Below are 11679 nucleotides of genomic sequence, written 5' to 3'. Positions count from 1 at the left end.
GTGACGTCTGTCAATGGTGACCGCCGTCGCGGCGGGAAAGACTCGGGTCACCCGCCGACGAGGAGCCCCGAGATGCCCGAGCCGCACCTGCGCGCCGCCGACGCCGACCGCGCCGCCGTCGTCACCCGCCTCGACGAGTCGCTGGCCGACGGCCGGCTGACCCTGGCCGAGTACGAGGACCGGTCGGCCCGCGCGCACACCGCCCGGACCTACGGCGAGCTGGCCGAGCTCACCGCGGACCTGCCCCGCCCGGCGCCCCGCCCTGCCGCCGCGGCCGCGTACGGCGGCGCCTGGCACGGCGCGTGGGGGAACGACCTGCGTGCGGCCTGGACGAGCTGGCTGGTGACCGGCGTGATCGTCGTCGGCATCTGGCTGGTGTCGATGCTCGGCAGCGGTGACCTCGTCTACCCGTGGCCGGTGTGGGTCGTCGGCCCGTGGGGCGTCGTCCTGCTCGCCCGCACCCTCGGCGAGCGGCGCGGTGGACGGCGGCCGGCCGCCTGAACCGGTGCGGGTCCGTCCCGCATCCGCCGGGTAGCCCCCTGGGGACCGCAGCCGAGAGCCCCGGAGGACCACCGTGCACACGCTCACCGAGCGCTTCGCCGACGCCCTGCACCACCTCGACGCCGAGCGCGACCCGCAGCCGCTGGTCGACCTCACCGGCGACGACGCCGAGCTGATGAAGCTCAACCAGGACCACGAGGCGCGCGGCCGCGACGGCGCCCGGCGCTTCTGGGAGGACTACCGCAACGTCTTCGGCGACCTGGAGACGACGTTCACCTCGCGGTCCGTCGGGGAGACCACGGCCGCGCTGGAGTGGGAGTCGCGCGGCACCCTGCGCAACGGGAAGCCGTTCACCTACCGCGGCGTCACCGTGATCGAGGGCGACGGGTCCGACGACGGCCTGCTGACCGGCGTCCGCACCTACTACGACTCCGCCGCCTTCCTGCAGGAGACCGCCGGCACCGCGTAGTCCGCCGTCAGCGGCCGGACCGCCCGGCCTCCCGCGTGCGGACGGCGGCGCCGGCCCGCTCCTCGAACGCCGCGCCGGGGGCGGGAGGGCCCCGGTGGAAGCCCTGGCCGTAGCGGACGCCCACCCCCTCCAGGGCGGCCGCGTGCTGCTCGGTGACGTCGCGGATGGGGAGACGACGTCTCCACCTCTCCGGAGGGGTGCGTCACCGGGTCGGTGTTCACCGACAGCCACCGCAGCTCGCCGTCGTCGAGGTGGATCCCGACGACCTGACCACGGACGCCGGTGGCGGTGCGCACCGTCGAGCGGGTGGGTCGCTCGTCGGTCGACCAGCTGCCGCCGTCGGAGTGCAGCGCCGAGCGGAGCCGGTTCAGTCGCTGGTCGTGCAGCCGCTCGGCGCTGAGCCCGAGGATGCGACGGGCCGCCGGGTTGCTCGCCATCACCCGTCCGCTGGGGTCCTGGAGCAGCACGCCCTCGACGATGTCGTCCAGGTGGGTGGCCTGGAGGCGTTCCAGCCGGGCGGACTCCACCAGCAACCGCCGCAGCTGGTCCGCGTCGGCATCCGCCTCCCGCCGCCCCGGGCAGAACCCCCTCACCGCGTCCCCGGGGGGGAGGCCGGCGCCCTCGTCCCGCGACCGTCCGCCGCACCGTGCACGTCCTCGACCTCGCCACCCCACAGAGGTGACGCGCGATCACCGACGACCCGCCGCTGCGGCGCCACGGCCCGCACGGACCACCACACGGCCGGGCCCCGTGGCGCCCGTCTGCCGCTGCCCGGTGCGGCCGCCCCGGACACGCGGACGGCCCCCGGGGGATCCCCGGGGGCCGTCCGCCTGGGTGGGCAAGGGGGGAGTTGAACCCCCACGTCCTTCCGGACACACGGACCTGAACCGTGCGCGTCTGCCATTCCGCCACTTGCCCTGGCGAGGAACGACAGTAGCAGCCCGCCGGCAGGACCCGGCGGAGGGGTCCCGCTCCCGGGCCCGGCGGCGCCGGCCGGGCCCGGGGGTGTCACGCGCTCCTGGCCGGTCACGACGCAACCACCCGGCTACGATCAGTCGAGGATCACCTGTACGGGCGAGCGTGGGGGAGCGACTGTGGGCGTGCTGCAGCGCTTCGAGCGACGGCTCGAGGGGATGGTCGGCTTCGCCTTCGCCCGGATCTTCAAGGGCAAGGTCCACCCCGCCGAGATCGCCAAGGCGCTGCAGCGGGAGGCCGACGAGCAGAAGTCGGTCATGGGCGAGGGCCGGGTGCTCGCGCCCAACGTCTACGACGTCCGGCTGGGCCCCACCGACTACGACAACCTCGCCGAGTGGTCCGGGCAGCTCGCCTTCGAGCTCGCCGACATGGTGTCCGAGCACATCGAGGACGAGGGCTGGCAGGTCTTCGGCGAGGTCCAGGTCCGCCTCGAGCGCGACGACGACCTGCCGACCGGCGTGTTCGAGGTCAGCTCGCACGTCGCCGACCCCGCCCGCCCCGGCTCGCGCGCCGACTCCCCCGCCGTCCCGCCGGCATCGCCGCTGCACGGCTCCGGCGCGGTCCCCCCGCTCCCGCCGCTGCACGGCCGCGTGGCCACCGACACCGGGCGGCAGCACCCCTCGGTGGTCGGCCGCGCGGGTTCCCGCCCCGGCGTCACCCACGTGCTCGTCGTCGACGGGCCCGGCACCCGGCACGAGCTCACCACCGGCCGCAACGTCATCGGCCGCGGCACCGACGCCGACATCCGGCTGCCCGACACCGGCGTCAGCCGCAAGCACGCCGACTGCGTCCTGGAGAACGGGACCGCCGTCGTCGAGGACCTCGGGTCGACCAACGGCACGCTGGTCAACGGCCGCCGGGTGAGCCGGCAGGCGCTGTCCGACGGCGACGTCATCCGCATCGGCCACTCGGTGCTGGTGTACCGGCAGGACGGCGCGTGAACGGGAGCCGGCCGTGACCGCCGAGATCGTGCTGCAGGTCTTCCGCTTCGGGTTCCTGCTGCTGCTCTGGCTGTTCATCTTCGCCGCGTTCCGCGTCGTCCGCGCCGACCTGTTCGGCGGCCGCACGGGGCGGGTCGCCTCGGTCCCGCCCCGCGCCGCGGCGACCCCCGCCCGCAAGCGCGGACGCGGCCCCCGCACACTCGTGGTGACCGCCGGTCCGCTGACCGGGACGAAGATCACGCTCGGGGAGCAGCCCATCCTCATCGGCCGCGCCGACGACTCGACGCTCGTCCTCACCGACGACTTCGCCAGCTCGCGGCACGCCCGGCTGACCAACCGCAGCGGGCAGTGGTACGTCGAGGACCTCGGCTCGACCAACGGCACCTACCTCGACCAGCAGCGGGTGCAGGGGCCGCTGCTCGTGGCTCCCGGCCAGCCGATCCGCATCGGTCAGACCGCCCTGGAGCTGCGCTGATGGGCACCTTCCGGACGAGCACGCAGACGACCACGGGGAGCGGCAGACCAGACGTGAGCAGGTCCCGATGAGCCTCGCGCTGCGCTACGCCGCCCGCTCCGACCGCGGTCTGGTCCGCGGCAACAACCAGGACTCGGTCTACGCCGGGCCCCGGCTGCTGGCCGTGGCCGACGGCATGGGCGGGCACGCCGCGGGCGACGTCGCCAGCAAGGTGGTCATCGCCGCGCTCGAGCACCTCGACGACGACGCGCCCAGCGGCGACATGCTGCAGGCGCTGCGCGAGGCGGTCTTCGACGGCAGCGAGCACCTGCGCGAGGTCATCCGGGAGTCGCCGCAGCTGGAGGGCATGGGCACCACGCTCACCGCCGTCCTGTTCGCCGGCGGCCGGCTGGCGCTGTGCCACGTCGGCGACTCCCGCGCCTACCTGCTGCGCGACGGCGTCCTCACCCAGATCACGCACGACGACACGTTCGTGCAGACCCTCATCGACGACGGGCGGATCACGCCCGAGGAGGCCAACCACCACCCGCAGCGCTCGCTGCTGCTGCGGGCGCTCAACGGCCAGGACGTCGACCCCGACCTGTCCATGCGCGAGGCCCGCGCCGGCGACCGCTACCTGCTGTGCTCCGACGGCCTGTCCGGCGTGGTCAGCGAGGAGACGCTGGCCGAGGCGCTCAAGGACCCCGACCCGCAGTCGACCGCCGACCGGCTCGTCGAGCTGGCGCTGCGCAGCGGCGGCCCGGACAACATCACCGTGATCGTCGCCGACGTCGTGGAGGACTCCGGCACGGGCACCTCCATGGAGCCGGTGGTCGACGGCGCGGCCGGGGACAACCGCGGCCAGCGCGAGGTCGACCCCCGCTCCGCGGCCGGCCGGGCGGCGCTCGCCGACCCCCCGCCCCCGCCGCCCCCACCACCGACGAACAGCTCCACGGCCGCCGCTCCCCCCGACCGCCGCCGCCCTCGGCGGCGGCTGTTCGTCGCTGTGGGGGCGGTGCTGGTCCTGGCGGTCGGCGCGATCGCCACCTGGCTGTGGGTGCTCACCCACTGGTTCGTCGGCGTCGCGGCCGCCGACGGCGGCGACCGGGTCGCGGTCTACCGCGGCTTCGACACCGCCCTGCTCGGCCTGGACCTCTACCGGGTCGACGACGTCACCGACATCGCGCTCGACGACCTGTCCTCCTACGACCAGAACAGCGTGCGGCAGGGCATCGAGGCCAGCGACGCCGACGACGCGCAGCGCATCGTGCGCGACCTGCACGACGCGACCCTCCCGCCGTGCGACCCCGAACCCTCCACCACCTCGGACGACGCTCCCCCGTCGGCCGAGGCCTCGCTGTCGCCGCTCCCTGACGGCGCGCTGCCCTCCCCGGACGCCGGGGCCCTGCCCTCCGGGTCGGGCGCGGGCGGCAGCACCGAGGCCGCGCCGACGTCGGGCTCCCCGTCGTCGTCGCCCGAGCCGGGGGTGGACTGCCGGGAGGCGGAGTGATGGGCGGCCCCTCGACCGACCCGCGCGCCCCCGCGCCGGGGACGGTCCCGCCCCGGCGGCGCAACACCGAGCTCGCGCTGCTCGGGTTCGCCGTCCTCATCACCCTCGCGGCGCAGTGCATCGTCGACGTCACGGTCACCGGCTCGCTGCGCGCGGACCTGCTGACCTTCGGCGGCTGGTTCACCGCCCTCTGGCTGGTCGTGCACCTCGTCGTCCGCCGGTTCGCCCCCTACGCCGACCCGCTGCTGCTGCCCGCGGTGGCGGTGCTGACCGGCCTCGGGCTGACGATGATCCACCGGCTCGACCTCGCCGGGCTGCAGGACGGCGAGGCCACCCGCGAGGACGCCCCGGTCCAGCTGCTGTGGGCGACCCTGGGCGTGGCGCTGTTCGTCGCCGTCGTCGTCGTGCTGCGCGACCACCGGCTGCTGTCCCGCTTCGCCTACACCCTGGGCCTGGTCGGCCTGGTGCTGCTCGCGCTGCCCGCGGTGCTGCCCGCGTCGGTCTCCGAGGTCTACGGCGCCAAGATCTGGATCCGGGTCGCGGGCTTCAGCATCCAGCCCGGCGAGTTCGCCAAGATCTGCCTGATCGTCTTCTTCGCCGCCTACCTGGTCGACAAGCGCGACGTGCTGGCGCTGGCCAGCCGCCGGGTCATGGGCCTGGAGCTGCCGCGCGGCCGCGACCTCGGCCCGGTGCTGGTGGTCTGGGTCGTGTCGATCCTCGTGCTCGTCTTCGAGCGCGACCTGGGCAGCTCCCTGCTGCTGTTCGGCATCTTCGTGGTGATGCTCTACGTCGCCACCGAGCGGGCCAGCTGGCTGCTCATCGGCCTGGGGCTGTTCGCCGGCGGCGCGTTCCTCGCCTACCAGCTCTTCGGCCACGTGCGCGTGCGCGTGGACACCTGGCTGGACCCCTTCGCCTACCGCGACGAGGGCGGCTACCAGCTGGTCCAGTCGCTGTTCGGGCTGGGCACCGGCGGGCTGTTCGGCGCCGGGCTCGGCGGCGGCCGCCCCGACCAGGTGCCGGTGGCCAAGAGCGACTTCATCGCCTCGGCGATCGGCGAGGAGCTGGGCCTGTTCGGCCTGGTCGCCGTCATCGTCATCTACCTGGTGCTCGTCGAGCGCGGCCTGCGCACCTCGCTGATCGTGCGCGACGCCTTCGGCAAGCTCCTGGCCGGCGGCCTGGCGTTCGCCGTCGCCTGGCAGCTGTTCGTCGTCCTCGGCGGGGTCACCGGCCTGCTGCCGCTGACCGGCCTGACGACGCCGTTCGTCGCCTACGGCGGGTCCTCGCTGGTGGCCAACTTCGGGCTGGTCGCGATCCTGGTGCGGATCAGCGACGCCGCCCGCCGGCCGGCCACCCCGCCCGCTCCCCCGAAGGCCGCCTTCGGCGACGCCCCGACCGAGGTGGTGTCCACGTGAACGCGCCGCTGCGCCGGGTGGCGATCAGCGTGCTCGTGCTGTTCACGCTGCTCATCGTCAACGTCAACTACATCCAGGTCGTGCGCTCCGACGAGCTGCGCGAGGACCCGGGCAACACCCGCGTGCTCACCGAGGAGTACTCGCGCGAGCGCGGCTCGATCGTCGTCGACGGGACCGAGGTGGCCCTGTCGGTCCCCACCCAGGACACGCTCGAGTACCTGCGGCAGTACCCGCAGGGGCCCACGTACGCCGCGGTCACCGGCTACTACTCGCTGCTCTACAACAGCGCCCAGATGGAGCGCGCGGCAAACGACGTGCTCACCGGCTCCGACGCCCGGCTGTTCACCCGGCGGCTGGCCGACCTGTTCACCGGCCGCGACCCGGCCGGCGGCGACGTCGTCCTCACGATGGACGCCGCCGTCCAGGAGGCCGCGATGGCCGGGCTCGACGGCGTCACCGGCGCGGTCGTCGCGCTCGACCCGTCCACCGGCGCGGTGCTCGGGATGGCCAGCACGCCCACCTACGACCCCGGGCAGCTGTCCAGCCACGACCCCGCCGCCATCCGCGCCTACGCCGACCAGCTGGACGCGATGGAGACCGACCCGCGGCTCAACCGGGCGACCCAGGACAACTACCCGCCCGGCTCGATCTTCAAGGTGATCGTCTCGGCGGCCGCGCTGGCGACCGGCGAGTACACCCCGGACACCGTCGTCCCCGCCCCCGACCTGCTCACCCTGCCGGACACGTCGACGACGCTGGAGAACTTCAACGGGTCCTCCTGCAGCAGCAGCCAGGAGCAGTCGCTGATCGACGCGCTGACCATCTCCTGCAACACCGCCTTCGCGCAGCTGGGCATCGACCTCGGCGAGGACCGCGTGCGGGAGATGGCCGAGGCGTTCGGGATGACCGGGGACGGCATGGAGATCCCGCTGGAGGTCGCCGGCAGCAGCGTCGGCGACATCGAGAGCGAAGCGGCGCTGGGCCAGAGCTCGATCGGCCAGCGCGACGTCCGGACCACCCCGCTGCAGGCGGCGATGATCGCCGCGGCCGTGGCCAACGACGGGACCCTGATGACCCCCTACCTCGTCGACCAGGTGCGCGCCCCCGACCTCACCGTCATCGACCGGTCCGACCCCGAGGAGCTCTCCCGGCCGGTCACGCCCGAGGTCGCCGACCAGCTCACCGAGATGATGGTCAGCGTCGTGGAGAACGGCAGCGGCCGGCGCGCGCAGGTGCCCGGCGTCGAGGTCGCCGGCAAGACCGGCACGGCGCAGAACGCCGGCCCCGACCACAACTGGTTCATCGGCTTCGCCCCGGCCGACGACCCGCAGATCGCCGTCGCGGTGTTCGTGGCGAACGGCGGGGGTACCGGCGGCGACGTCTCCGCCCCGATCGCGCGCGACGTGATCGAGGCCTACCTCGAGGGTCAGGGGGGCTGATGGCCCTGTCCACCGGCACCATCCTGGCCGGCCGCTACGAGATCACCGAGCCGATCGCCACGGGCGGCATGGGCGAGGTCTGGCGGGCGCGCGACCGCGTCCTCGACCGCGTCGTCGCCGCCAAGGTGCTGCGCAGCGAGTACATGGGCGACCCGAGCTTCGTCGCCCGGTTCCGCAACGAGGCGCGGCACACCGCGGCCCTGTCGCACCCGAACATCGCCTCGGTCTACGACTACGGCGAGACCAGCGCCGACGGCGGCAACGGCCAGCTGGCCTTCCTCGTCATGGAGCTGGTCGAGGGCAAGCCGCTGGTCACGATCCTCCACGAGGAGGGGCGGCTGCCGGTCGACTGGACGCTGCACGTCCTCGGCCAGGCCGCCGACGGCCTGTCGGCCGCGCACGCCGCCGGGGTGGTGCACCGCGACATCAAGCCGGGCAACCTCATCGTCCGGCCCGACGGCGTGGTGAAGCTGACCGACTTCGGCATCGCCCGCGCCCGCGACACCACGCCGCTGACCCGCACCGGCATGGTGGTCGGGACCGCGCAGTACCTGTCGCCGGAGCAGGCGCAGGGCATGGAGGTCACCGCCGCCTCCGACGTCTACTCCCTCGGCGTCGTCGGCTACGAGTGCCTCACCGGCGTGCGGCCCTTCGACGGCACCTCCCAGGTGGCCATCGCGCTGGCGCACATCAACCGCCCGCCGCCGCCCCTGCCGGGCGACATCCCGCCGGCGGTGCGGCTGCTCGTCGAGCGCGCGCTGGCCAAGGACCCGGCCGACCGGTTCACCGACGGTGCCGCCTTCGCCGCGGCGATCCGCTCGGTGGCCGCCGGCGGCGGCCCCGCGCCCACGACGTCGGCCACCGGGGCGATGGCCGCCGCGCCGACCGAGGTGATCCCCGAGGTCGACGGCGAGGGCACCCGCGTCCTCGGCGGCCCGCTCACCGGGGCGGCCGCCGGCGCCGCGCTCGGCGCCGCGGCCGCCGGCCCGCGCACCGGGGGCCGGCACGCCGCCGGTGCGCGCACCATGCCCCCGCTGCAGGGCCCGCCCGTCGACGGCGACGAGCGGCGGTGGGACGACGGCGCCGCGCCGCGCCGGGGCGACCGCCGGTGGGTGTGGGCGCTGGTCTCCCTGCTGGTGGTCGCCGGGCTGGTCACCGGCGCCTGGCTGCTCCTCGGCGGTGGGGACGACCGCGGCGGCACGACCGCCGGCCCCTCGGCGAGCACCTCGTCGGCCAGCGGCTCGGCGGGCGCGACGCAGCAGCTGGTCAACATCCCCGCCGCGTCGCAGTACATCGGCGAGGACGCCGACGACGTGCAGGCCGAGCTGGAGGAGGCCGGCCTCGAGGTGACCCGGGCCGACGCCGACGCCGGCCAGCTGGCGGCCGCGGGCATCGAGCTCAGCGCCGGCGACGTCGCCGCCGTCGACCCCAACGGCATCCCGGTCCCCCGCGGCTCCACCGTCACCCTGTACGTGGCCCAGGAGGACTACACCCCGGAGGAGGAGTCCGAGGACACCGGCGGCGACTCCGGCGGTCAGGACGACGGCGGCTCCGGCGACGAGGACACCCCCGCGCCGACCACCACCCAGCAGCCCGCGCCCACGACGACCACGCCGGCCCCGACCACGCAGGCGCCGACCACCACCACGACCACCCCGCCGGCGGACACCGAGTCGCCCCCTCAGCAGGGCACCACCGCGCCGCCTCCGCCCGTGCAGACCACGGAGCCGACGGTGAGCGAGGGGGCCGGGGCCTCGACCAACGGGCAGGGCCAGCGGCCGCCCGACGCCGCCAACGTGGCCGCGCAGGAACCGCCGGCGTGACGCCGCTCCCTCGCGCCGCCCGGGACCGGGCGGCGTCGCCCGTTAGGGTGACCGCCGGAACCGGGCGCGCTCCCGGCGTTCCCTGCTGCCCGGGGACGCCCGCGACCCACCAGAGCACCGCCCGAGAGGACCACGCATGACCACCCCCCAGGTGCTCGGTGAGCGCTACGAGATCGGCGGGGTGCTCGGCCGTGGCGGGATGGCGGAGGTGCACCGGGGGCGCGACCTGCGGCTGGGCCGCGAGGTCGCGGTCAAGGTGCTGCGCAGCGACCTGGCCCGCGACCCGTCGTTCCAGGTGCGCTTCCGGCGGGAGGCGCAGGCGGCCGCCTCGCTGAACCACCCGTCGATCGTCGCGGTGTACGACACCGGCGAGGACCGGACGACCAGCGGCGCGACGCCGTACATCGTCATGGAGTACGTCGAGGGCGAGACGCTGCGCGACGTGCTGCGCCGCGAGGGCGTGCTGCAGCCGGAGCGGGCGATGAGCCTGGCCGCCGACATCTGCGCCGCCCTGGACTTCAGCCACCGCAACGGCATCGTGCACCGCGACGTGAAGCCCGGGAACGTGATGATCACGCCCCAGGGCACCGTCAAGGTGATGGACTTCGGCATCGCCCGCGCGGTGTCGGACTCCGCCGCCACGATGACCTCGACCGCCGCGGTCATCGGCACCGCGCAGTACCTCTCCCCCGAGCAGGCCCGCGGCGAGGCCGTCGACGCCCGCTCCGACGTCTACTCGCTGGGCTGCCTGCTCTACGAGCTGGTCTGCGGCGCACCGCCGTTCACCGGCGACTCGCCGGTCTCGGTCGCCTACCAGCACGTGCGCGAGGACCCGCGGCTGCCGTCCTCGATCAACCCGGCCGTGCCGCCGGAGCTCGACGCCATCCTCATGAAGGCGATGAGCAAGAACCCGGCGAACCGGTACCAGTCGGCCGCCGAGATGCGCAACGACCTGCTCCGGGCCCTGGCCGGGCAGCGGGTGGAGGCCACGCCGGTCATGGGCGACGAGGAGAAGACCACCATCCTCGGCGCCACGCCCGCGTACGGCGACGGCGGCTGGGACGACGACGCGGCCGCGCGCCGGCGCAAGCGCAACCGGGTCGTCGCGCTCGTCGTCGGCGCGCTGGTGCTCATCGGCGCCGTCGTCGGGGTGGCCCTGCTGGTCGGCTCCGGCGACGAGGAGCCGCGGCCCCAGGCCGCCGCGCAGGTCACCGTGCCGGCGGGGCTGGTCGGTCAGCAGCGGGAGGACGCCGAGGCCGCCGTCGAGGCCGCGGGACTCGAGGTCGGTGACGTCACGCCGCAGGTGACCGACGACGAGGACGCGGTCGGCACCGTGCTCGCCACGACGCCCGCCAGCGGCGCCCGCGTCGACGAGGGCACGGAGGTCGACCTGACCGTCGCGACCGCCCCGGACACGGTGACCGTGCCGCAGGTGGTCGACCTCGACGAGGACCGGGCCCGCACGGCGCTGGAGAACGCGGGCTTCACCGGCAGCGTGAACACCGAGCAGGCCGACTCGCTCGCCGAGGAGGGCACCGTCGTCGCGGTGGACCCGGAGGAGGGCGCCGCGGTCGCCCCGGCGACCACCGTGACGCTGTCGGTGTCCGACGGCACCGACGAGGTCCCGGACGTGGCCGGCCGGCCCCAGGACGCCGCCCAGGAGGCGCTGCGGACGGCGGGCTTCACCAACCTGACCGTGACCGAGGTCGACTCCGACCAGCCCGCCGGCACCGTCGTCGGGACGAACCCGGCTGCCGGCCAGCAGGCATCCGCCGGCCAGCCGATCACCCTGCAGGTGTCCGGCGGCGCCGCGGAGGTCACCGTCCCGACGGCGATCGTCGGGCAGACCGAGGCGCAGGCCCGCCAGACGCTGGCCGCGGCCGGCTTCACCGGGACGGTGTCGGTCCAGGACACCGAGGCCGACCCCGGCCAGACCGATGGCACCGTGGTGGGCAGCAACCCGCAGCCCGGCCAGACGGTGGCGCCGGACGGGACCATCACCCTGCTGGTCGCCCGCGAGACGGCCACGCCGACGACGGGCAGCCCCGGCCCCGGCGGCCAGGACGGCGACCCGAACACCCCCATGTGAGCGACCCCGTCACGACGAAGGGCCCCTCCCGGCCGCGTGGGGGCCGTGGTGGTGGCGGGGGCTTTT

The 11679-nt window shown here is 75.1% G+C and carries 9 protein-coding genes, 1 tRNA gene and 1 pseudogene; 9 read left to right on the top strand and 2 right to left on the bottom strand.

What is annotated here, in order from left to right; translation table 11 throughout:
- The first annotated feature begins 72 nt into the window (after positions 1-72).
- Together ACI8AB_RS09435 and ACI8AB_RS09430 are read left to right on the top strand one after the other, a co-directional pair.
- Positions 73-501 carry a DUF1707 SHOCT-like domain-containing protein gene (locus tag ACI8AB_RS09435; protein ID WP_456949919.1) on the top strand — a complete coding sequence of 143 codons (429 nt, stop codon included), beginning with the start codon at positions 73-75 and terminating at the stop codon, positions 499-501.
- A 73-nt stretch (positions 502-574) separates the two neighbouring features.
- Positions 575-970 carry a nuclear transport factor 2 family protein gene (locus ACI8AB_RS09430; RefSeq protein ID WP_456949918.1) on the top strand — a complete coding sequence of 132 codons (396 nt, stop codon included), beginning with the start codon at positions 575-577 and terminating at the stop codon, positions 968-970.
- Positions 971-1161: 191 nt separating this feature from the next.
- On the opposite strand, the pseudogene ACI8AB_RS09425 reads toward ACI8AB_RS09430, so the two are convergent.
- Both ACI8AB_RS09425 and ACI8AB_RS09420 read right to left on the bottom strand, forming a co-directional pair.
- Positions 1162-1497: pseudogene (locus tag ACI8AB_RS09425) on the bottom strand (PAS domain-containing protein); the annotation flags it as partial.
- Between the two features lie 308 nt (positions 1498-1805).
- A tRNA-Leu gene (locus ACI8AB_RS09420) sits at positions 1806-1888 on the bottom strand.
- A 176-nt stretch (positions 1889-2064) separates the two neighbouring features.
- Between ACI8AB_RS09420 and ACI8AB_RS09415 the strand changes: the two genes are divergently transcribed.
- The 7 genes from ACI8AB_RS09415 (at position 2065) to pknB (ending at position 11613) form a co-directional block, all read left to right on the top strand.
- A complete protein-coding gene (locus tag ACI8AB_RS09415; protein ID WP_456949917.1) occupies positions 2065-2886 on the top strand; it encodes an FhaA domain-containing protein in 822 nt (273 codons plus the stop codon).
- A 13-nt stretch (positions 2887-2899) separates the two neighbouring features.
- Positions 2900-3361 carry an FHA domain-containing protein FhaB/FipA gene (locus ACI8AB_RS09410; protein ID WP_387988658.1) on the top strand — a complete coding sequence of 154 codons (462 nt, stop codon included), beginning with the start codon at positions 2900-2902 and terminating at the stop codon, positions 3359-3361.
- Between the two features lie 67 nt (positions 3362-3428).
- Complete coding sequence (locus ACI8AB_RS09405; protein WP_456902132.1) at positions 3429-4850, top strand: PP2C family protein-serine/threonine phosphatase; 1422 nt, start codon at positions 3429-3431, stop codon at positions 4848-4850.
- Complete coding sequence (locus ACI8AB_RS09400) at positions 4850-6262, top strand: FtsW/RodA/SpoVE family cell cycle protein (protein WP_387988656.1); 1413 nt, start codon at positions 4850-4852, stop codon at positions 6260-6262. Before ACI8AB_RS09405 ends, ACI8AB_RS09400 begins: the two co-directional genes overlap by 1 nt.
- The gene (locus tag ACI8AB_RS09395; protein ID WP_456949916.1) at positions 6259-7701 is read left to right on the top strand and encodes a peptidoglycan D,D-transpeptidase FtsI family protein; all 1443 of its coding nucleotides are present in this window, start codon (positions 6259-6261) and stop codon (positions 7699-7701) included. The genes ACI8AB_RS09400 and ACI8AB_RS09395 overlap by 4 nt, the downstream gene beginning before the upstream one ends.
- Positions 7701-9524, top strand: coding sequence for a protein kinase domain-containing protein (locus ACI8AB_RS09390; RefSeq protein WP_456949915.1), 1824 nt, complete (start codon positions 7701-7703; stop codon positions 9522-9524). Before ACI8AB_RS09395 ends, ACI8AB_RS09390 begins: the two co-directional genes overlap by 1 nt.
- A gap of 136 nt (positions 9525-9660) precedes the next feature.
- Positions 9661-11613, top strand: a complete 1953-nt coding sequence (gene pknB, locus ACI8AB_RS09385) for a Stk1 family PASTA domain-containing Ser/Thr kinase (protein ID WP_456949914.1) — start codon at positions 9661-9663, stop codon at positions 11611-11613.
- Positions 11614-11679 lie beyond the last annotated feature (66 nt).

Source organism: Geodermatophilus sp. SYSU D00698, assembly GCF_054050335.1.
This window is presented reverse-complemented; position numbering and strand designations above follow the sequence as displayed.

Excerpts from the sequence above, each read along its gene's own strand:
- pknB (WP_456949914.1), top strand. The coding sequence starts at position 9,661 with ATGACCACCCCCCAGGTGCTCGGTGAGCGCTACGAGATCGGCGGGGTG.
- ACI8AB_RS09390 (WP_456949915.1), top strand. The coding sequence starts at position 7,701 with ATGGCCCTGTCCACCGGCACCATCCTGGCCGGCCGCTACGAGATCACC.
- ACI8AB_RS09400 (WP_387988656.1), top strand. The coding sequence starts at position 4,850 with ATGGGCGGCCCCTCGACCGACCCGCGCGCCCCCGCGCCGGGGACGGTC.
- ACI8AB_RS09405 (WP_456902132.1), top strand. The coding sequence starts at position 3,429 with ATGAGCCTCGCGCTGCGCTACGCCGCCCGCTCCGACCGCGGTCTGGTC.
- ACI8AB_RS09435 (WP_456949919.1), top strand. The coding sequence starts at position 73 with ATGCCCGAGCCGCACCTGCGCGCCGCCGACGCCGACCGCGCCGCCGTC.